The sequence below is a fragment of the Mesorhizobium sp. P2_C5_2 genome (genome assembly GCF_056404535.1).
This window is the reverse complement of the sequence record NZ_JBFUDV010000004.1, coordinates 463,991-484,927: the sequence shown is the minus strand read 5'-3', so window position 1 is coordinate 484,927 and position 20,937 is coordinate 463,991. Positions and strand designations below refer to the sequence as shown.

Here is a 20,937-nt window from a genome sequence, read left to right as displayed (position 1 = left end):
TCCGCTGGACAAGTCAACTGCGGCGCGAAAGCGCCGCTTTGTGACGTTTTTTCGGAAAGCTGGCTAAAGCGCGCCCTGGCCCCGCCGATTCATCCCGGTGGCCGCTGCCGAGCGGTAGCCACTACCGGCTGATGGCGGCGATGAAATCGCGCACTTCCTCGATCAGGGCGCCGAGGCGCTTGAGAGTGCGTGTGTCTTCCGGCTGCTGTTCGATTGATGAGGCGCAGTCGGCGATGGCAAAGGCGCCGACCCCGCGCGCCGAACCTTTCAGCCCATGTGCCAGAAGCAGCCTTTCGCGGACATCGGCATCCAGGATCTTGTCGCGGACGGAAAGCGCCTGCTGCACGAACAGCGCCAGCACCTCTTGTTCGAGGGCGCGATCGCCCATTGTCTGACGGGCCAGATGGGCCAGATCCACCGGCCGCGAACGGGCCGGACCCGACGCATCGCCGCCCGGCATTGAGAAGGCAATGCCGCTTTCACCGCGTACCAATTTGAAACTCCTTGTCCCGATCGCCGTAAAAAAAATAGGCGATTTCCGTCGCCAACGCGTTAATGAATGGGCCGGAAAGTTGTTGCCGTAGAGGCGGCGAAATCACGTTCACGTTAACCTTATATTTAAAGTTTTACGTATCTCGCGGAATGCATGTTTTCTTTACCCCTGTGTGTCATTACGATACGAAGGTCCATTTTCAGCCTCCTGCATGGGATAAGACAAGCGAGAATCAGGCCAGAATCATTCAGGCCAAAATCATAAAGTCCCTCGGCAGCTAGTACAGGGTAGCGAAGGCATGGCGAAGAAACCAACGACGACCAGAACTCTCGACAGCGACGTAGCCAGGGAACTCGAAAAGGCACTAGACCTCGACCTTAGCGGAGACGGCAGCGGCGATCTCGATATAGCGGCGTCGATGGAAGATCTGGAAGCGCAGATATCGCAGGCCGCGGACGAACTGGCGCGCGAAGGTCGGACCCAGAAACCCGCCCCCACTCAAAGCGCACCCGTCCAACAAAATCAAAGCGCGACGCCGGCTGCCAAGCCTGCAGAGCTGCGCCCGGTTGAATCGCGCAACAGCTCGCAGCCGGCCGGTTTCAAGCCGGCAAACGACGACCGCCAGAAAGATTACAAGACGCTTCTGCACAGCCTCAATCGGCGTGCGTCGAGCACGATCTATTGGGTCGTAGCGTTCGTGTCGCTGGCCTGGATTGCCGGCGCCGGCGGTCTTGCCAATCTGCTGTTTGGCCCCAGCATCTGGAAAATTCGTACATTCGATCAACTCCTGGCCCGCCCCGAACTGATTGGCCTCGCAATCGCGGCAATCATACCGGTTGTCCTGTTTTGGGCCTTCGCGGCGATGATCCGCCGCGCGCAGGAAATGCGCATCGCCGCCCAGTCGATGACCGAAGTGGCTTTCCGCCTGGCGGAGCCGGAAAACCTCGCCCAGGACCGAGTCATGATGATCGGCCAGGCCGTTCGCCGTGAAGTGGCGGCCATGGGCGAAGGCATCGAGCGCACGCTGGCGCGCGCCGTCGAGCTCGAAACGCTGGTCCACAGCGAGGTCAACCAGATCGAACGCTCCTATTCCGAGAATGAGTCCCGTATCCGCTCGCTGGTCGACGGACTGGGCAGCGAACGCGAAGCCGTCGTCACCCATGCCGAGCGAGTGCGCGCCTCGATCACTGGCGCGCATGAGACGCTCAAGGACGAAATCGGCGCTGCCTCGGACATCATTCGCGACTCCATCCTCAACGCCTCGACCAAGCTGTCGATGACGATCACCAATTCCGGCGACACGCTGATCGACCGCATCAACGAAAGCTCGATGTCGATCTTCGATCAAGTGGAAGGCCGGCTCGATACGATCACCGACCGGCTGTCGACGTCAGGCGAAGCCTTTGCGTCGCTGCTCGATACCCGCATCGCCAAGCTGACGGACACCACGGACGGCTTGACCCGCTCGTTGACCGACCTGCTCGACGACCGCACCACCGGCATGGTGTCGCTGCTCGGCGGCGCCGCCCGAACCCTGAGCTCGGAATTCGAATCCAGCCTCAGCGGCATCGAGCGCACCTTGGCCGAGCGCGGCCAGGCGCTGATCAGCGAATTCCAGACCCGCGCCGAGGCGCTCGACACCGGCACGCAAAAACTCAACGCCGCACTCGAGGCGCGCGCCCGCCAGATCAATGAAACGCTGGTCGAGCGCGCCCGCGAGATCGCCCACACCTTCGCCGAGAGCAAGGATCATCTGTCGGCGATGATCGATCAGGGCAAGACCCAGATCGGCGCCGACATGGCCGACATCGTTTCGTCGACCTCGTCGATGCTCGAAGCCCGCGCCAGCGATTTCGCCGGTCGCATGGAAGCGGCCCGCCATGTCGTGTCGCGCTCCTTCGACACCGACATCCAGCGCCTCGCCGACGCCCGCGTCGGCATCGAGGACGCCGTCGAAAACCACAGCCGCAAGCTGTCCGAAAGCCGCGAACGCATGGCGACTGCCATGCAGGCGGACCTGGCGAAATTCGCCGAGGGCCGCGCCGGCATCGACGCAGCCGTAACCAATCAGGTGCAGAAGCTTGCCGAAGGCCGCAACCTGATTTCGCGCGCTTTGGAAGAGGATCTGCGCAAGGTCAATGAGTCGCGCGCCGCCATCGACGCGTCGCTCGGCAGCCACCTGGAGCGGCTCGAAGAGGGCCGCAACCGGCTCAACCAGGCCTTGCATGAAGACTCCGGAAAACTCGTTCAAGCCCGCACGATCATTGATGAAATGGTCGCCGGACATGTCGGAAAACTGGCAGAAGGCCGTAACATTCTGTCACGCGCCCTGGAAGCCGATCTCGGCAAGCTTGCCGACAGCCGCGCCTCGATTGACGGGCTGGTCGCCGGTCAGGTCGAAAAGATCGCCGAGGGCCGTGCCGTCCTGACCAAGGCGTTGGAAAACGACATTATCGGCATCAAGGGTGTGATTGAGAACCACTCGGCGAAACTGGCCGAGGACAGGACCGAACTCAGCAAGGCGCTCGAGAACGACCTGTCCGGCATCAGGGGCCTGCTCTCCGACCATTCGGACCGGCTCGCCGACGACCGTGGCCTGTTGTCACAGACGCTTGAGGCCGACCTTGCCAAACTGGCGGAAAGCCGGTCGAGCATCGACGGGCTGGTCGCCGGCCAGGTCGAGAAGCTGGCCGAGGGCCGCGACATCCTCAAGCGCGCGCTCGAAGCCGACATCAATACCATCAAGGGTGCCATCGTGGGTCATTCCGACCGGGTGGCGGAAGAGCGCAGCCAGCTTTCGAAGGCACTGGAAGCCGATCTGCAGAATGTGAACAGCCTGATCGCCGACCACACGGGCCGGCTTGTCCAGGATCGTTCGACGCTATCCCAGGCGCTTCAGGATGATTTGCACAATGTGAGCGGCATCATGGCCGATCATCAAAATAGGCTCGTCCAGGACCGTTCGGCCCTCTCAAAGGCACTGGAAGACGACATCGCCAAGCTGGCGGAGAGCCGCTCCAGCATCGATGGCCTGGTCGCCGGACAGGTCGAGAAGCTCGCCGAGGGCCGAGACATCCTCAAGCGGGCGCTCGAAGCCGATCTCAACACGATCAGGAGCGCCATTGTCGACCAGTCGCAGAAGCTGACTGAAAACCGTGGAGAGTTCGCACGGGTGCTGGAAGCCGATTTGGACAATGTCAACAGCCTGCTCCAGGGTCACAGCGACAAGCTCGTCCAGGATCGCGCGACGCTGTCGAAGGCTCTTGAGGACGACCTCGCCAAGCTGGCCGAGAGCCGGTCGAGCATCGACGGACTGGTCGCCGGCCAGGTCGAGAAGCTGGCCGAAGGCCGCGACATCCTCAAGCGCGCCCTGGAAGCCGACTTGCAGAAGCTGTCGGCAAGCCGCGGCGAGGTCGACGACATCATTGCCGGCCATGTCGGCAAGCTGGCCGAAGGCCGCAATATGCTGACCCAGGCGCTGGAAGGCGATCTGGCAAAGCTCGCCGACGCACGCAACGACGTCGACCGCTCGCTGTCGGGCCACATCGACCAGATCGCCGCCAGAAGCACCGATATTTCGGCGGCTATCGCAGCCGACGTCGAGAAGATCGAGCAAGCCTTCAGCAAGCAGACCGGCATCATCGAGGAGCGCGCCGGAACGATGGAGCGCGCGCTGTCGGTGGGTGTCGACAATGTCCGCAACGTGCTGGAAAAGAGCGCCGTCTTCGTCGCCGGCGCACTGCGCGAGAAGGTGATGGAGGTCACCAGCGCCCTGCACGAACAGGCGGGTGCCGCCTTCAGCGATGCCGATCGCAAGATCGCCGAGCGCGCCGAGCAGACCTCTTCTGCCCTGCTGGCCCGGGCCGAAGATATCGCCCGCACCTTCGAAGACGCGGATCGCCGCCTGCACGCACGCGCCGAGGACACGACGAGCGCGCTGCTTGCCCGGCACGACGAGACTTCGAACTCGCTGCTCGCCCGCGCCGAAGAGACGGCCGGAAGGCTGGCCGCCCGCGCCGGCGAAATTGCCGGCACGTTCGACGCCGCCGATCAGAAGCTGGTCGCCCGTGCAGTCGAGACGGCACAGTCGCTGGCCGACCGCGCCGGCGACATCCTGCGCAACTTCGAGGGTGCCGACCAGCGGCTGAGCATGCGCATCGGCGAATCCGCCGAGGCGTTGGCCGCCCGCGCCTCGGACCTCGGCCGCATCTTCGACGCCGCCGACCAGCAGTTGATCTCGCGCATTGCCGAGGGTTCCGACGCCCTGTCGGCGCGCGCCACCGAGATCAGCCGCATCTTCGACGAGGCGGACCACCGCCTGGTGTCGCGCATCGCCGACTCCACCTCGACGATCGGCGAGCATGCCGACAACATTGTCGGCGCCTTCGCCAGCACCGAGCAGCGGGTAGCCGAACGCGCACGCCAGACCGGCCAGGAACTTGCCGTCCACGCCCGCGAAATGGAGCAGGCTCTGGCCGGCGCCGACGAGCGGCTGGCCGCGAGCGTTGCTGCCGCAACCACCCGCGTCGAGGAACAGGTCGCGAGTGTCGAAAACCGCCTCGCCTATACCACCGAGACGATGGGCCAGAAGCTCAACGAGCAAGTGTCGAGCGCCGAGGCTCAACTGATCTCGCGCGCCAACACGATTGCGGAGACCTTCACCGCGGTTGGCCAGCACATCGGCCAGAGCACCAACGACGCAGCCAAGACCATCGGCACCAACACCCGCGAACTCAACACCATGCTGGCGGCGCGTTCGGCCGAGATGTCGAAAATCCTCGACGAAACCGCGCGGCCGCTGGTCGAGCGCTTCGCCCAGGGCGGCTCGGAACTGCAAAAGAGCATGGAAGAGGTCACCGAACGCGCCACCGAGAAGCTGCGCAGCGAAAACGCCGCTCTCGTCAACGCGCTCGCCAGCCGCACGGCCGAAACGCTGTCGGCCGTCGAAGGCGCGCGCTCGTCGCTCGCCGACAGTGTCGCCGACCTCATCGGCCGTATGAGCGTCTCAAGCTCGCAGCTCGGAGAGCTGATCGAGCAGGCGGCGGTCAATCTCGGCCAGGTCGACGAACGTCTCAGCGGCAGCACGCAAAGCTTCGCGGCGACCACCGAAAAGGCGGCGCAGACCTTCGCCAGCTCGGCCCGCCTGGTCGATTCGAACACGACGCGGCTTACCGAACTGTCGTCTTCGACGCTGCGCGAAGTCGCCTCGATCGCCACCAAGTTCGACGAACACAGCCGACTGCTGTCCTCGGCTTCCGACCTGTTGAGCTCGGCACAGAGCAATCTGGAACACACGCTGGAGAGGCAGTCGTCGCTGGAAGATCTCGCCGTCGGCTTGGTCAAGAAGTCGGAAGACCTTGAGAAGGTGATGCGTTCGTTCGAGAGCCTTGTCGGCCAAACGATGCAGAATGCCGAAGGCAGGACGCTGGCATCCGCCGACAAGATCCGCATTGCCATTGCGGAAGTGGTCGATTCGGCAACCAACCGGTTTGCCGATGCGACCGAGGAGATGCGGCGCACCGCAAGCTCGATCAAGAGCGAGCTCGACCTCACACGCGCCGAGCTCAAGAAGGGCGTCATCGAGATGCCGGAAGAGGCCAAGGAATCGACTTCGGCGATCCGCCGTGCCGTTTCTGAGCAGATCAACGCGCTCAAGGAACTTTCGGATATCGTTGCGAAATCGGGCCGCGGCGGTGGCGACAATTCCGAGCCCCGTAATTTGCGCCCGGCTCCCCAGGCGCCGGTCCAGCGCCCGGCCGAGCCTGTACGCCGCCCGCCGCCGGCGCCCCAGCCGGAGCGCCCGGCACCGCAGGCGCCGCTCGGCGGCCTGCGTGGCACGCTCGATATCGAACGTCCTGCCGAAGCACCGCGCCAACGCGACGCCAATGCCCGCACGCCGCAAGGCGGCTGGGTGCGCGACCTCCTGACCGGGGCATCGCGCGAGGAGGAAGTCGCCAGGCCGGCGCCGGCAGCGCCCGCGGAAGCACCGCGCGCCACACCCGCCCAGCGTTCGCCTCTGCATGTCATGGAGTCGCTCAACTCGCTCTCCGTCGATATTGCGCGGGCGATCGACCATGACGCCTCGATCGAGCTGTGGAATCGCTACCGGCGCGGCGAACGTGACGTGTTCACGCGCCGCCTCTACACGCTGAAGGGCCAGCAGACCTTCGATGAAATCCGTCGCAAATATCAGGGAGAGGCGGAGTTCCGCGCCGCCGTCGATCGCTATTGCGACGATTTCGAGAAGCTGCTCAAGGATGTGTCGCGCAACGACCGCGACAACATCATGGCGCAGACCTACCTGACGTCGGACACCGGCAAGGTTTACACCATGCTGGCCCATGCGAGCGGCCGTTTGCACTGACGGCGACAGGAAGGTTCAAAAAGAAAAGGCGGGAACTTTCCCGCCTTTTTCTATTTCCGATCTATCGGGTAGCGGTTCTCAGATCACCGAGTCCGTCCAGCGCACGATGTCCTTCGCCGCCTCGCCGAAGGCACTGTCGAGCGCGCTGACATAGGCCGGATTGCCGCTGCCCGAGACGGGAGCGGATGCGGTGAAGCTTTTCGAGGCGCGCACCTCGCCATTGCGGTCGTTCAGGATGCGCACGAAGAGATTGACGTCGGCGTGCTCGCCGCCATCGACGCGCACCTCGAAGGAGCGGATTTCGACGATCACCTGATAGTCGATCGCCAGCCCCTCGCCCGGCTTGCCGACGCCGGCAAAGCTGCCGGAGCGCTGGAACGTTTCGGCGAGTCTTGCCTGCACGATCAGCGGCAGGCGGTCCGCCCATTGCGCGCCCTTGAGGTATTGGATCGAGCGATCGGATGGCTTGATGACGATGTTCTGGCTGTCCAGCGCCTTGAGGGCCGAAGGCTGGGCAATCAGGATCTGGCGGCGGCTGTGGCCATGCGCGTCAATCGACGGAGCGGACAGCTCGAATGTATCGAGCGGCGCTGGTTTGCCTCCCAATGCCGCGCAACCGGCAAGGGTCAAGCCAAGCAACACGACAGCAGATTTATGCCCACCCAACCTGAACGTCACGCGCGATCCCCGTTGTCCCCGGATCGTAAGACCAACCCGCATTCGCGGTTCAACTTCTTGCGGCGGGCGGCGGCTGAAGTCAACGCCGTGCCCTGCCATCGAACTGCCGGACCTCGCCGTCGCCGCCCGACAAGATGCGCTGCGGGTTGCGGCTGAGATCGGTCACCGCCTCTTCGATGCGGCTGATCGAACGCCGGCTGTCCTGGACCAGCGCCTCGACATTCGACAGGCCCTGGCCGGAGAACCGCGCCAGATTGTCGGTGATGGTGCCAAGCCGCGCGTTCAGGGTGTCTGCGACCTGCTTGAACGATTTCAGCGTGTCCCTGGCATCGGCCATGACGCCGTCGGCCTGACCCGAACCGAGCAGCGTGTCGACCCTTTTCAGGATGCCATCGACGCGCACCGAGGCATCGTTGAGGCGCTGCGCCAGTTGTTTGGCGTCCTTGATCGTCTGGTCGATATCGTCGGCCCGGTCGGCGAACTTGTCGGTCACCATGGCGATGTCGGCGGCGGCCTTGTTGGCGTTTTCGCTCGCCTTCTGGATGTTGGCGAGCGCGGTGTGCACCTGCGCCGGATCGATACCGTCGAGCACATTGTCGACCTTGGCCAGCGTGCCTTGCGTGCGCGTGGCGAAATCATTGACCGAGCCGACCGCCGTGTCGACATTCCTGATCACGCCATCGAGCTGTCCGCTGGTCTCCTTCAGATTGGCAGTGACGGTGTTCACATTGGCTACGATGCTCTTGATTTTGTCCTTGTCGACGGCATTGAGCAGGCCTTCGGCGGCCTTCAGCGTGCCGTCGAGCTTGCCGGAAACACCCTTCAACTCGTCCGACAGCGCGCTGACACTGGACAGGAACTTGTCGATGCCGTCGGCATTCTTGGCCAGCGCATCGGAGAATGTCTGGGCGTTCTTGACGGTTTGGGTCAGCGGCCCGCGCACATCCTTGGTGAAGCCTTCGAGATCGGAAAGCACCTTGTCGGCGCGGGTGAAGATGTTCTGCGCGGTCTGCAGCAGATTGTTGACGGCAGAGGGGTTGGCGACGATCTCGGCGGTCCGGCCTTCCTTTTCCGCCTCTTCAAGCAGGTTCGGTTCCTTGGGATTGGCGCCCTTCAGTTCGATGTTGACCTGACCGGCAAGGCTGGCGATGCCGATATCGGCCTGCGTCGATTTGGTAAGCGGCGTCGTCTTGTCGATCTCGGTCGTGGCAATGGCGGCATTCGGATCATTGCGGTCGAAGTAGACGCGCTTGACCACACCGACCTTGACGCCGTTGAACAGCACCAGACTGCCGGGGCCGAGGCCTGAGGCCGAACCCTGAATGCGCACGCGCAGCTGTGCCGTCTCGCCGCGATCGCCGATCTGCGCGGTCCAATAGACGAACGCGAAGGCCGCCAGGATCGCAGCCAGGGTGAAAATGCCGACAATTACGTAGTTGGCTCTGGTTTCCATTGCCCCACTTATGGCTATGCGCGCGCGGCAAGATCAAGTTGCCGGGCGCGTTTTCCGCGGAAATAGGATTTCACCCACGGTTCCTCGCTCTTCAGCATGTCGTCGATCGTGCCTTCGACCAGGATTTTCTTGTTGCCGAGCACCGCCACCCGATCACAGGCGGTAAACAGCGTGTCGAGATCGTGCGTCACCATGTAGACTGTCAGGTCCATCGTATCGCGCAGCTTGACCACCAATTCGTCGAACTCGGACGCGCTGATCGGGTCGAGACCGGATGTCGGCTCGTCGAGGAAGACGATGTCGGGATCGAGCGCCAGCGCCCGCGCCAGCGCGGCGCGCTTGATCATGCCGCCCGACAGCTCCGAGGGAAATTTTTGCGCAGCGTCCGGCGGCAGGCCGACCAGCTCGATCTTGAGCAAGGCCAGCTCATCCATCAGCTTCCTCGGCAAATCGAGATATTCACGCATCGGCACCTGCACGTTTTCCTGCACGGTGAGCGCCGAAAACAGCGCGCCATGCTGGAAAAGCACGCCAAGCCGCATGTCGACGCGCAACCGTTCGATATCGCTCGCCTTGTCGACATCGACGCCGAACAGCTTGATCGTGCCGGACTGCTTGTGAAGCAGGCCGAGAATGGTGCGTAGCAGCACCGATTTGCCGGCGCCCGAGGCGCCGACGAAACCGAGGATTTCACCGCGCCTGATGTCGAGCGCCAGTTTGTCGAGGATCAGCTTGTCGTCCAGCGAGACAGTAATGTCGCGCACGGAGAGCACGATATCGGTTTCGTCCGTTCCTTGCTCGGCCTTGATCCCGTTTGAGCTCTTACCCATCATGTCAGAACTCGATCGAGGCGTAGAAGATCGCGAAAAGGCCGTCGAGGATGATGACGACGAAGATCGACTTCACAACCGAGGCGGTGACGTGCAGGCCCAGCGATTCGGCGCTGCCGCCGACTTTCATGCCTTCAACGGAAGCAATGGTGCCGATGATCATGGCCATGAACGGTGCCTTGATCAGGCCGGCGAAGATGGTGCTGATATCGATCGCGCCGCGAAGCCGGTCGATGAAAGCGGACGGCGAAATGCCGGAGTAAAGCCAGGCAGCGACGATGCCGCCGCCGAGAGCGGCAAAATTGGCAATAATGGTGAGACAGGGCAGCGCTATCACCAGCGCCACCAGGCGCGGAAACACCAGCACGCCGATTGGGTTGAGGCCGATGACCTTCAGCGCGTCGACCTCCTCGCGCATCTTCATCGAGCCGATTTCGGCGGTGATGGCGCTGCCGGATCGGCCGGCGATCATAATCGCCGTCATCAGCACGCCAAGCTCGCGCAGGATCAGCACGCCGACCAGGTCGACAACGAAGATGTTGGCGCCGAAATAGTTGAGCTGGTAGGCGCCCTGCTGGGCAACGATGGCGCCGACGATGGCCGACATCAGCACCACCACCGGTATGGCGCCGACACCCATGCGATCGATCTGGTTGAAGATCGCAGCCGGGTTGATGGCATGGCCGCGCCCGAGCTTCATCTGCGCGCCGCCGATGGTGGCGCCGAGGATGTTCATCGAGGCGAGGAAATCGTCGCGCATCTCATAGACGCGGCGGCCGATCGCCTCGAGGGCACGAAGGATGATGTTGGGGCGCCGGAAACCACGCGATTCGGGCTCGCGCCGGACGGCTTCGCCGACAGCGCCGAGCAGGATCGAGGCAACATCGCTTTGCCCCTGCATCTTGATCTCGACGTCCTTCTTCTCGAAGGCGCAGACCAGGCGATCGATCAGCCAGGCCCCGGCCGTATCGATCTTCTCGATATGGGAAAGGTCGAGCGCCAGCGTCTGAAAGCCTTTGCGCTGCTCGATCTTGCGCATCTCGGCATCGACCAGCGCCACGGTCCGCGTGGTCCAGATTCCGGAGAAGGCGCAGCCGAGGACGCCGCCCTCCTCGCCGACCGCGACGCGGGGCTGGTGGTCGGCCTCCTTGGCGGCGTTGCCGCTTGCGTCGCGTTTGCCGATGGTCAACATGGCGTCCTGTTTAGCCTGACGGGTCGAACCTGTCGATTTGCCGACGACGCGTTGTCGCATAGCTGGAGCAGAAAAATATGGCGCGTGTCATTTCGGTTGAGGCCGAGCGTTTTCCCATCGCCGGCACCTTCACCATCTCGCGCGGATCGAAGACTGAAGCCGAAGTCATCACCTGCATGATCAGCGATCGCGGCCATCGCGGCTGGGGCGAATGCGTCCCCTACAAGCGCTATGGCGAGACCATGGACGGCGTGCGCGACGCCATCGAGGCGATGCGCCGGCAGATAGAAGGCGGCATCAACCGGAAGGACCTGCTCGATGCGATGCCGGCGGGGGCTGCCCGCAACGCCATAGATTGCGCCTTGTGGGATCTGGAGGCGAAGATGAGCGGCATAGCGGTGGCGGCCGCCATCCACGCCGTGCCCTTGTCGGCGCTGGAGACGGCCTACACGCTGTCGCTGGGCGAGCCGGAAGCGATGGCGGCGCAGGCCCGTGCCAATGCCGGGCGGCCACTGCTCAAGGTCAAGATTGGCAGCGACAACGACATGGCGCGCATCCGCGCCGTGACCGAGGCGGCGCCTAACAGCCGCATCATCCTCGACGCCAATGAAGGCTGGACCGATGCCAACATCGTCGAGAACCTCGCTTTTGCCGCCGAGCACGGCATCACCCTGATTGAACAGCCGCTTCCCGCCGGCCACGATGCCATCCTGCGCCACATTGCGCATCCCGTGCCGATCTGCGCCGATGAAAGCGTGCACGAGGCGAAGGACCTCGAAACGCTTGTCGGCCTCTATGACGCCGTCAACATCAAGCTCGACAAATCCGGTGGCCTGACGGCTGCGCTGACCCTTCGTGACCGCGCCCGCGAGCTGGGTTTTGACGTGATGGTCGGCTGCATGGTCGGCACTTCGCTGGCGATGGCGCCGGCGGTGCTGCTCGCGCAAGGCGCCGAGTTCGTCGATCTCGACGGTCCACTGCTTTTGGCGCGCGACCGCCAGCCCGGTCTTGTCTACGAGGGATCGCTGGTCTTACCGCCTGACAGGGTGCTGTGGGGCTGAACGCGCGGCGAGCCCGATCAGCGCCAGGCCAATGATGGCGATCGGGATCATTGCCAGGAAGCCGTCTACGCCGTAGCGCTCGTAAAGCGGACCGGATGCCAGCGTCACCGCTGCCATGAAGAAGCCGTTGAAGAAATAGGCAATGCCTTGCGCGGCGCCTGTGCGTTCTTCCGACACAGTCTCGCCGATCATCTTCTGCAAACCGATCAGCACCATCGCCACCGATACCGAATGCAAGGTCTGGACACCGAAGAAGCCGACAACGCCAAGCCCAAGCGGCCAGATCAGCGGAAAGGCGATCCAGCGCACGATGGAGCCGATGCCGGCGATCAGCATCACCTTGACGACCGAGACGGAGGCAAAAATACGGTTGAAAAACAAAAACATGCAGACCTCGGCTACGACGCCCCAGGCCCACAGCAGGCCGATGACGGAGCCGCTGATGCCGATCGACTTCCAGTAGATCGATACGAAGCCGTAGAGAAAGGCATGGCTGGCGGTGATGATGCCGACGCCGAGGGTGAAATAGAGGAAATACGGATTGAGCAGGCTGGGCGCCGAATGCTGGATATCGGTGGCCGAAAGCGGCGAGGCCCGGCGCGGACGGCCAAGCCGTGGCGCCGGCAGCCCGGCGACGAGTGCGGCCGCAAGCGACACGAAAATGATCACCGGCACGGCCTGCACACTTGTCCAGTACAGGATGAAGCCGCCCACGGCATTGGCGCAGAGATAGGAGATCGAGCCCCATTTGCGCATCGCGGTGTAGTTGGAGCCGAAGCGGCGTACGCCCGACAATGCCAGCGAATCGGCGATCGGCGAATGCGGTGTCCACACCACCGTCAGCGCCAGCGATACGGCTAGCACCATGGCGTAGGTGGGGGTGAGGAAATAGCCGGCGGAAAGCACCATGGTCGCGGCCACCAGCGCGATATAGACATCGGCCCTGTCCTTGGCGCGATCAGCCAGCGCCGTGAGCAGCGGCGTCGTCACCACGCGCAAAAACATCGGCGCCGCCAGGATGATGGCGATTTGCTCGGCGTGAAAGCCCTGAGCCTGCAGCCAGAGCGGGAAATAGGGCAGATGCGTTCCCAGCGACACGAACAGTGTCGCGAAGATCAGGCTCATGCGCAGCTCAAAATGGCGCGGCTTGACGAGTTGTTCAGGCGAGAGCGGCGGCAGCGACATGAATCGATCCAATTACGCTGCACAAGGGGCTGCAACGCAGATCGATCCCTTAACATGGGGGCGATTGAGTCGAAACTGCCTGGACTAATCGATTAACACGGGTTTACGCCGCTTCGACGACCCTGTCCTCGATCAGCATCGGGATGAAGGGCTCGTCCGGCGCCTCGGGCAGGATTTTCGCCCAGTTGATGATCTCCATCCGGCCGTCGAAATGCTCGACCACCGCCGTGCAGCTCTCCACCCAGTCGCCGGTGTTGATGTACTGCACGTCCCCGTAGTTCTCGATCGCGGCATGGTGGATATGGCCGCAGATGACGCCGTCGACATGCGAGCGGCGCGCTTCTTCGGTCAGCACGGTCTGGAACGAGCCGATGAAGTTGACCGCCTTCTTGACCTTGACCTTGGCCCAGGACGAGAACGACCAGTAAGGGAGGCCCAGCAGATGGCGGAGCTTCGTCACCACGCGGTTCACCATCATGGCGGCGTCATAGGCGTAGTCGCCGAGATAGGCCAACCAGCGCTGGTTGTGGACGACGGTGTCGAACTGGTCGCCATGGATGACCAGCAGACGCCTGCCGTCGGCGGTTTCGTGGATGGCGCGGTCGGCAACGACGATGCCGCCGAAATGCACGCCCTGGAACTGGCGCGCGAACTCGTCGTGATTGCCGGCGATGTAGGTGATCGAGGTGCCCTTGCGCGCCTTGCGCAGCAGTTTCTGGACGACGTCATTGTGGCTCTGCGGCCAATGCCAGCTGCGCCGCAGACGCCAGCCATCGACGATATCGCCGACGAGATAAATGATATCGGCGTCGTGATACCGCAGGAAATCGATCAGGAACTCGGCCTTGGCCGCCTTCGAGCCGAGATGCAGGTCGGAAATGAACATGCTGCGGAAAGTGCGGGTTTCTGTGCCAGACATCAGATCGTCACCGTTGCTTTCGCGCAGGCTATGCCCCGATTCATGCAACAACCGTATGACGGTTGCGATTGGGCCAGCCAAAGTACTAGCCTGCCGCGCCAATCAACGGAGAAATCGGCATGGATCTCGGTATCAGGGGCAAGAAGGCCATTGTCTGCGCTTCGAGCAAAGGGCTCGGCCGTGGCTGCGCCATGGCGCTGGCCGAGGCCGGCTGCGATCTCGTCGTCAACGGCCGCAATGCCGAACTGGTGGCCAAAACCGCCGCTGAACTGCGCGAACGCTACGGCGTGAAGGTGACGGAGATCGTCGGTGACGTCTCGAAGCAGGAGGTGCAGAAAGCGCTGCTGGCAGCCTGCCCCGACCCCGACATTCTGGTCAACAACAATGGCGGCCCGCCACTGCGCGATTTCCGCGAGCTCGATCGCACGAAAATCCTCGAAGGCGTGACGCAGAACATGGTGACGCCGATCGAACTGGTGCAGGCTGTCATCGACGGCATGGCGAAGCGCGGCTTCGGCCGCATCGTCAACATCACCTCGCTGTCGGTCTATGTGCCGATCCCCGGCCTCGACTTGTCGTCCGGTGCGCGCGCCGGGCTGACTTCGTTCCTGGCCGGCGTGGCGCGCACGGTGATCGACCGCAATGTCACCATCAACAGCCTGCTGCCGGGCAAGCTCGACACCGACCGGTTGCGCGGCCCGCATGAGGCCGGCACGACGGAAGATCCGGCAGCGGCCGTGGCACGCAAGACCCGCATCAGCGCCGACGTTCCGGCCAAGCGGCTTGGCACGCCGGAAGAGTTCGGCCAGATCTGCGCCTTCCTGTGCTCGGTCCATGCCGGCTATCTCACGGGCCAGAACATCCCGGTCGATGGCGGCCTCTATGTCAGTGCCTTTTGATAGACGCGCCTGCGAAGCAGCACGAGTCGTTCGCGATGAAATCGGCATAAGTATCTGATGCAACGCGACTTTCGACGCGCCGCAGCAGAAAGCTGACGACGCGTCATTTAGCGTCGCGACAAACCTTGGCCGCATGCTAAAAGGACTCGAGCACAGCAGGTTTGAGGGAGCGGCCGCATGGAAGGCGAGAACAAGAAAACGGCACGTTCGGACCTCGACGAAGCCGCTCTCTACTTCCACAAGCATCCACGACCGGGAAAGCTGGAGATCCAGGCAACCAAGCCGCTCGGCAACCAGCGCGACCTGGCGCTGGCCTATTCGCCCGGTGTCGCCGCCCCCTGCCTCGAGATTCGCGACAATCCGGCGACCGCGGCCGACTATACGGCGCGCGCCAATCTGGTCGGCGTCGTCTCCAACGGCTCGGCCGTGCTCGGCCTCGGCAATATCGGCCCGCTCGCCTCCAAGCCGGTGATGGAAGGCAAGGCGGTGCTGTTCAAGAAATTCGCCGGCATCGACGTCTTCGACATCGAGATCGATGCTCCTGGCATCGAGCGCATGGTCGAGACGATCTCGGCGCTCGAGCCAACCTTCGGCGGCATCAATCTCGAGGACATCAAGGCGCCGGAATGTTTTGAGGTCGAGGCGCAGCTGAAGGCCCGCATGGGCATACCGGTGTTCCACGACGACCAGCACGGCACCGCCATCATCGTCGCCGCCGCCGTGCTCAACGGGCTGGAATTCGCCGGCAAGACCATTGCGGACATTAAGATCGTCACCTCGGGCGCGGGTGCCGCCGCCCTCGCCTGCCTCAATTTGCTGGTCTCGCTCGGGGCCAAGGTCGAGAACATCTGGGTCACCGACCGCTTCGGCGTCGCCTACAAGGGCCGCACCGACGAGATGGACCGCTGGAAAGACCCCTATGTGAAGGACACCGAGGCGCGCACGCTGGCCGATGTGATCCCAGATGCCGACGTGTTCCTCGGCCTGTCGGCCGCCGGCGTGCTGAAGCCGGAATTGCTGCAGCACATGGCGCCGAAGCCGCTGATCCTGGCGCTGGCCAACCCCAATCCGGAGATCATGCCGGAGGCTGCAAGGGCTGCGCGGCCGGACGCAATGATCTGCACCGGCCGCTCCGATTTTCCCAATCAAGTCAACAACGTGCTCTGCTTTCCTTATATCTTCCGTGGCGCGCTGGACTGCGGCGCGAGCGCCATCAATGAGGAGATGAAGATGGCGGCGGTCAGGGCGATTGCAGCCCTTGCCCGTGAAGAGCCGTCCGATGTCGCTGCGCGCGCCTATTCCGGCGAGACGCCGATCTTCGGGCCCGATTTCCTGATCCCCTCGCCCTTCGATCCGCGCCTCATCCTGCGCATTGCACCGGCGGTGGCCAAGGCCGCTTGCGACACCGGCGTCGCGACCCGGCCGATCACCGACTTCGCTGCCTATATCGACCAGCTCAACCGCTTCGTCTTCCGCTCCGGCCTGGTGATGAAGCCGGTGTTTTCCTCTGCCAAGGCGTCGACCGCCAAGCGCGTCATCTATGCCGACGGCGAGGACGAACGCGTGCTGCGCGCAGCGCAAGTGGTGCTGGAGGAAGGTATCGCCGAGCCGATCCTGATCGGCCGCCCGCATGTCATCGAGGTCAGGCTGAAGCGCTACGGCCTGCGTATCAAGCCGGGCGTTGATTTCGGCCTGATCAACCCCGAGGACGATCCGCGCTATCGCCACTATGTCGATCTCCTGATCGAACTCGCCGGCCGGCGCGGCGTGACGACAGAGGCCGCGCGCACCATGGTGCGCACCGACAATACGGTGATCGCTGCATTGGCGTTGAAGCGCGGCGACGCCGACGCCATGATCTGCGGCCTCGAAGGCCGTTTCGAGCGGCATCTGCGCAATGTGACCCTGGTCATCGGCGCTCGCCCGGGCGTCAAGGACCGCGATCTGTCGACGCTGTCGATGCTGATCTCGCAGCGCGGCATCATCTTCCTCACCGACACCCATGTCTCGGTCGATCCGACGGCCGAGGAAATCGCCGAAATGACGATTTTGGCGGCGGAGGAAATCCAGCGCTTCGGCATCGAGCCCAAGGCGGCACTCTTGTCGCATTCGGATTTCGGCTCGCGCGATTCCCCCAGTGCCCTGAAGATGCGGCAAGCGGCGGCGATCCTGGCGCGGGTTGCGCCCGACCTGCAATGCGACGGCGAGATGCATGCCGACACCGCCTTGTCGGAGCATCTGCGCCAGCGCGTCTACCCGCATTCGCGGTTGAAGGGCGAAGCCAATCTGCTGGTGTTCCCGAACCTGGACTCCGCCAACATCACGCTCAGCGCGCTGAGGACGATGATGGATGCGCTGCATGTCGGACCGATCCTGCTTGGCACCGACAAGCCGGCGCATATTCTGACGCCGTCGGTGACCTCGCGTGGCGTCGTCAACATGACGGCGCTGGCGGTGGTCGAGGCGGCGCACAAGGCGCAGGCGGTGGTCGATTTCGGCTGAAGCTGTCAGGCAGGCGCGAAGCGGTAATGGCCGGTCTGCCTGAAGGTCAAAAGCGTATCCTCTTCGCGGGCACCCGCGCCGATATTGTGGATAACCAGTGCTCGTTCCGGCAACTCCGCCGAGCGATTGGATGAAACGATGACGATATGCGGCAGGTTGCCGGGCAGCATCTGGGTGACGAGATCGCCTGGCTGAAAGTCGGCAAGATCCTCGCTGACGGACAAGGAAACCCCCTTGCGCCCGAAAAAGGCGGCAAGGTTGCCGACCCGTCGGTGGTCGATGTTGCTGTCGGTCGCTTTCAGGCCCCAGATCTTGGGATAGGCCGCGAAATTGGCCGCCATATCCTCGTGCACCAGCTTCTGCAGGTCGAGCCCGAAGGCACGGCGATAGGCGCGCACGATGACGTCCGTGCACACGCCCCGATCCGGCGCGACATCGCCGCCGGGATAGCCGAGGCGGACATAGGTCGGATCATAGAGGGTGGTGACGCCGATCTGCTCACGCGCGGCTTCGACCAATTTGCTGCGCCAGTCCGGCGCGGCTGATGTCTCCTGCCCGAGGGCAGGCGCCGCCAGGCACAACAGACCGAACTGCAGTGCGGTTCGACGGGTAATCGCGGTCATGCCAGGTCCCCGGACATTGCTGGATCGAGGGATAATTCCGGGGCGATTGCGCCTTTTTCATGCAGCGGTGAGATCGTGCAGTTGCCGCTCTATCCGAACACCTCTTGCACCGCGTCTATGGGCTAAGACCATCTTTGGTTGTAGATTGAGGGAACGGTTAACCGCGAATCCGGTAGATAGGCAGGCAAGCGGGGTTTCGGGCAATGACGGGCGGAAGGTGGAGGCTGACGCATTTGGCTGCGCTGCTTGGCGCGCTTGTGCTTTCGGCCGTCGCCACCACTGAACCGCAGGCCGCTTCGCGCGTCTGCCGGCAGCTGGAAGCCGAGCTTGCTTCTTCATCCAATGGTGGCGGCAAGTCCGGCATGGTGCGGAAATATGACAACGCCATCGCCCGCCAGCTCGAACAGCTATCAAAGGTGCGCGGTCGTGCGAGCGATGCGAATTGCGGATTTTCGCTGTTTTCGCGCAACGTCAGCCAATGTGCTGCGCTAAACAGCAGCATAGATCGCATGAACGCCAATCTCGATGCTCTGCAAGCCAAACGCGCCCAGCTTGCCGGCGGCGGCTCGCGGCGCGACCGCAGCCGCATCCTGGCCGCGCTCGACGCCAATGGCTGCCGCGACGAGCCCGCGCCGCGCCAGCAGGAGCCGCTGCAGGAAGCCAGCCGCGAACCCGACGACGGCAATCTGTTCGACCAGCTTTTCGGCGGCAACCAGCAGATCGACACGCTCGATCAGCCCGACGATCCCGGCGAGGAGCGCAATGTGCGCCGCGTGCTCAACCAGCCCGGCGTGCCGGATTTCCCGACGGTCGGCGGTGAGTTCCATACGAGCTGCGTGCGCACCTGCGACGGCTATTTCTTCCCGATGTCGAATTCGGCCTCGCTCGGCGATTTCGAGCGTGACCAGAAGAATTGCGAATCGAGCTGCCCCGGCACCGAAATGCAGGTCTACTATTCGCGCGGAATGGATGACGATTCGGCCAACATGACCTCATCGGTGACCGGCAGGCCCTACAGCGAATTGCCGACCGCTTATCTCTACAAACAACCCAACATGTCGCGGCCACTGGCCTGTGGTTGCAATGCGCAGGTCGGAAATTTCGAGATCATCGGCGGTAACCCGCCACCGCCCGAACAATCGCAGCCCGATACCGACACGACGCCGTTCGTCCCCGTGCCGGCGGCAAAGCCCGATCCGGGCGCGGATCCGGAGACGCTCGCCAACATGCAAGGCGGGCTCGACAGCGCCGCCATCAAGCGCCTTGCCGTGAAACCGGTGGTGTCGCCAGTGTCGCTGATCCCGCCCGACCAGCGCAAGATCAGGGTCGTCGGGCCAGCGTTCCTTCCCGACCCAGCAGCGGCAATAGATCTGCAAGCTCCGGCCCGGAAGCAAGTCCGGTAAGCGCCAGCCTCAGAGGCATGAACAGCGCCTTGCCCTTGCGGCCGCTGGCTTCCCTGATCCTGGCCGTCCAGTCCTTCCAGACGGTGCCGGTCCATGGCTCTTCCGGCAATAGGTCGAAGGCCTGCTGCAGGAAGTCGCGATCCTCATCGGAAAATTCCGGCGCCGGTTGAGGTCCGTCGGCAAGGATACGCCACCAACCGACCGCGTCGCTCAGCAGGTCGATATTGCCGCGCACCGCCATCCAGAACGGCTCGGCCTTGTCGCCCGAGATGCCGAGCACGATCAGCCGATCCTGCGCCTCGGCGAACGGCATATGGTGCATGAGCGCGCGGTTGAGCACAAACAGCTCGTCCGGGTCGAATTTTGCGGCCGATTTCGACGTAGCAGCAGGGTCGAAGCGCTCGGCCAGTGCCGGCATGTCGTGCATGGCCGCGACATTTTCCGAGGTGCCGACAAGCACGGCCAGCGAAGCGACCGCCATCGGCTCGATGCCGTCCTCGCGCAGGCTCTCGATCGACAGCGCGCCGCTGCGCTTCGACAGACCCTCGCCCGAGGCCGTGGTCAAGAGATTGTGGTGGCCGAAGACCGGCGGCTCGGCGCCCAGCGCCTTGAACAGTGCGATCTGCACGCCGGTGTTGGTGACGTGATCGTCGCCGCGGATGACGTGGCTGACTCCCATCTCGATGTCGTCCACCACCGACGGCAGCGTGTAGAGATAGGTGCCGTCCTCGCGCCGCAGCACGGGATCGGACAGCGAGGCGAGATCGACAGTCTCCTCGCCGCGCACCAGGTCGTTCCAGTGCACTTCGGTGCGTTCCGGCTGCAACGGATCGCTGGTGAAGTTGGGCAGCAGAAAGCGCCAATGCGGCCGGCGGCCGTCGGACCGGTACTCGGCGATCTGCTGCTGCGAAAGCGTCAGCGCCTCGCGGCCATAGACCGGCGGTAGGCCACGCGTGCGGCGCACCTTGCGGCGCAGGTCGAGCTCTTCAGGGGTTTCGTAGCAGGGATAGAGCATGCCTGCCGCCTGCAGCCGTTCAACCACCTCGTCGTAAGCCTCGAAGCGCCGCGACTGGTATTCGGTGGCGTCGGGGAAAATCCCCAGCCAGTGCAGGTCGTAGAGGATGGCGTCGGAAAATTCCTGCTTCGAGCGGGCAATGTCGGTATCATCGAAGCGCTGGATGAAGCGACCCTTGTTGTTCATGGCAAACAGCCAGTTGAACAAGGCGGTGCGGGCATTGCCGATATGAATGCGGCCGGTTGGTGAGGGGGCAAAACGGACGGTAACTGTCATGGGCGGGGCGTAACGGATGCTCTTAGAATTGACAAGACGCGCCC

Annotated in this window: 14 protein-coding genes; 5 read left to right on the top strand and 9 right to left on the bottom strand. The window is 63.5% G+C overall.

Features of this window, described 5'->3' with window-relative positions:
* Nucleotides 1-121 precede the first annotated feature (121 nt).
* Nucleotides 122-460 (bottom strand): Hpt domain-containing protein, encoded by a 339-nt coding sequence (locus AC1D1B_RS17525; RefSeq protein ID WP_477333915.1) that lies wholly within the window; start codon nt 458-460, stop codon nt 122-124.
* Between the two features lie 331 nt (nt 461-791).
* Here AC1D1B_RS17525 and AC1D1B_RS17520 point away from each other — a divergent pair, with 331 nt between their 5' ends.
* Nucleotides 792-6,857, top strand: coding sequence for a kinesin (locus AC1D1B_RS17520; protein ID WP_477333720.1), 6,066 nt, complete (start codon nt 792-794; stop codon nt 6,855-6,857).
* 78 nt (nt 6,858-6,935) lie between these two features.
* Here AC1D1B_RS17520 and AC1D1B_RS17515 read toward each other — a convergent pair whose 3' ends face one another.
* Genes AC1D1B_RS17515 through AC1D1B_RS17500 form a run of 4 tightly spaced genes read right to left on the bottom strand, consistent with a single transcriptional unit; the run spans nt 6,936 to nt 11,010 of the window.
* Complete coding sequence (locus AC1D1B_RS17515; RefSeq protein ID WP_477333719.1) at nt 6,936-7,577, bottom strand: ABC-type transport auxiliary lipoprotein family protein; 642 nt, start codon at nt 7,575-7,577, stop codon at nt 6,936-6,938.
* A 37-nt stretch (nt 7,578-7,614) separates the two neighbouring features.
* Nucleotides 7,615-8,988, bottom strand: a complete 1,374-nt coding sequence (locus AC1D1B_RS17510; RefSeq protein WP_477333718.1) for an MlaD family protein — start codon at nt 8,986-8,988, stop codon at nt 7,615-7,617.
* A 14-nt stretch (nt 8,989-9,002) separates the two neighbouring features.
* Nucleotides 9,003-9,821, bottom strand: coding sequence for an ABC transporter ATP-binding protein (locus AC1D1B_RS17505; protein ID WP_477333717.1), 819 nt, complete (start codon nt 9,819-9,821; stop codon nt 9,003-9,005).
* A 1-nt stretch (nt 9,822) separates the two neighbouring features.
* Nucleotides 9,823-11,010 (bottom strand): MlaE family ABC transporter permease, encoded by a 1,188-nt coding sequence (locus tag AC1D1B_RS17500; RefSeq protein ID WP_477333716.1) that lies wholly within the window; start codon nt 11,008-11,010, stop codon nt 9,823-9,825.
* A 77-nt stretch (nt 11,011-11,087) separates the two neighbouring features.
* Here AC1D1B_RS17500 and dgcA point away from each other — a divergent pair, with 77 nt between their 5' ends.
* Nucleotides 11,088-12,071, top strand: coding sequence for an N-acetyl-D-Glu racemase DgcA (gene dgcA, locus AC1D1B_RS17495; protein WP_477333715.1), 984 nt, complete (start codon nt 11,088-11,090; stop codon nt 12,069-12,071).
* On the opposite strand, the gene AC1D1B_RS17490 is transcribed toward dgcA, so the two are convergent.
* Nucleotides 12,042-13,256: an MFS transporter gene (locus AC1D1B_RS17490; RefSeq protein ID WP_477333714.1), complete on the bottom strand. Its 1,215-nt coding sequence runs from the start codon at nt 13,254-13,256 to the stop codon at nt 12,042-12,044. The genes dgcA and AC1D1B_RS17490 overlap by 30 nt on opposite strands.
* 103 nt (nt 13,257-13,359) lie before the next feature.
* Nucleotides 13,360-14,175 (bottom strand): UDP-2,3-diacylglucosamine diphosphatase, encoded by an 816-nt coding sequence (locus AC1D1B_RS17485; RefSeq protein ID WP_477333713.1) that lies wholly within the window; start codon nt 14,173-14,175, stop codon nt 13,360-13,362.
* Between the two features lie 119 nt (nt 14,176-14,294).
* On the opposite strand from AC1D1B_RS17485, the gene AC1D1B_RS17480 reads away from it, so the two are divergent.
* The gene (locus tag AC1D1B_RS17480; RefSeq protein WP_477333712.1) at nt 14,295-15,074 is read left to right on the top strand and encodes an SDR family oxidoreductase; all 780 of its coding nucleotides are present in this window, start codon (nt 14,295-14,297) and stop codon (nt 15,072-15,074) included.
* A gap of 177 nt (nt 15,075-15,251) precedes the next feature.
* On the top strand, nt 15,252-17,576 hold the full coding sequence (locus AC1D1B_RS17475; protein ID WP_477333711.1) for an NADP-dependent malic enzyme: 2,325 nt from the start codon (nt 15,252-15,254) through the stop codon (nt 17,574-17,576).
* Nucleotides 17,577-17,581: 5 nt separating this feature from the next.
* On the opposite strand, the gene AC1D1B_RS17470 is transcribed toward AC1D1B_RS17475, so the two are convergent.
* On the bottom strand, nt 17,582-18,199 hold the full coding sequence (locus AC1D1B_RS17470; RefSeq protein ID WP_477333710.1) for a DUF1287 domain-containing protein: 618 nt from the start codon (nt 18,197-18,199) through the stop codon (nt 17,582-17,584).
* Between the two features lie 203 nt (nt 18,200-18,402).
* Between AC1D1B_RS17470 and AC1D1B_RS17465 the strand changes: the two genes are divergently transcribed.
* On the top strand, nt 18,403-19,602 hold the full coding sequence (locus AC1D1B_RS17465; RefSeq protein WP_477333709.1) for a DUF2865 domain-containing protein: 1,200 nt from the start codon (nt 18,403-18,405) through the stop codon (nt 19,600-19,602).
* On the opposite strand, the gene gltX is transcribed toward AC1D1B_RS17465, so the two are convergent.
* Complete coding sequence (gene gltX / locus AC1D1B_RS17460; protein WP_477333708.1) at nt 19,520-20,893, bottom strand: glutamate--tRNA ligase; 1,374 nt, start codon at nt 20,891-20,893, stop codon at nt 19,520-19,522. The two genes, AC1D1B_RS17465 and gltX, sit on opposite strands and share 83 nt — an antisense overlap.
* Between the last annotated feature and the right edge of the window lie 44 nt (nt 20,894-20,937).

Bases quoted from the DNA above. Each gene is read 5' to 3' on its own strand.
- AC1D1B_RS17525 (WP_477333915.1), bottom strand. From the start codon at position 460: ATGCCGGGCGGCGATGCGTCGGGTCCGGCCCGTTCGCGGCCGGTGGAT.
- AC1D1B_RS17520 (WP_477333720.1), top strand. From the start codon at position 792: ATGGCGAAGAAACCAACGACGACCAGAACTCTCGACAGCGACGTAGCC.
- AC1D1B_RS17515 (WP_477333719.1), bottom strand. From the start codon at position 7,577: ATGCGGGTTGGTCTTACGATCCGGGGACAACGGGGATCGCGCGTGACG.
- AC1D1B_RS17510 (WP_477333718.1), bottom strand. From the start codon at position 8,988: ATGGAAACCAGAGCCAACTACGTAATTGTCGGCATTTTCACCCTGGCT.
- AC1D1B_RS17505 (WP_477333717.1), bottom strand. From the start codon at position 9,821: ATGATGGGTAAGAGCTCAAACGGGATCAAGGCCGAGCAAGGAACGGAC.
- AC1D1B_RS17500 (WP_477333716.1), bottom strand. From the start codon at position 11,010: ATGTTGACCATCGGCAAACGCGACGCAAGCGGCAACGCCGCCAAGGAG.
- dgcA (WP_477333715.1), top strand. From the start codon at position 11,088: ATGGCGCGTGTCATTTCGGTTGAGGCCGAGCGTTTTCCCATCGCCGGC.
- AC1D1B_RS17490 (WP_477333714.1), bottom strand. From the start codon at position 13,256: ATGTCGCTGCCGCCGCTCTCGCCTGAACAACTCGTCAAGCCGCGCCAT.
- AC1D1B_RS17485 (WP_477333713.1), bottom strand. From the start codon at position 14,175: ATGTCTGGCACAGAAACCCGCACTTTCCGCAGCATGTTCATTTCCGAC.
- AC1D1B_RS17480 (WP_477333712.1), top strand. From the start codon at position 14,295: ATGGATCTCGGTATCAGGGGCAAGAAGGCCATTGTCTGCGCTTCGAGC.
- AC1D1B_RS17475 (WP_477333711.1), top strand. From the start codon at position 15,252: ATGGAAGGCGAGAACAAGAAAACGGCACGTTCGGACCTCGACGAAGCC.
- AC1D1B_RS17470 (WP_477333710.1), bottom strand. From the start codon at position 18,199: ATGACCGCGATTACCCGTCGAACCGCACTGCAGTTCGGTCTGTTGTGC.
- AC1D1B_RS17465 (WP_477333709.1), top strand. From the start codon at position 18,403: ATGACGGGCGGAAGGTGGAGGCTGACGCATTTGGCTGCGCTGCTTGGC.
- gltX (WP_477333708.1), bottom strand. From the start codon at position 20,893: ATGACAGTTACCGTCCGTTTTGCCCCCTCACCAACCGGCCGCATTCAT.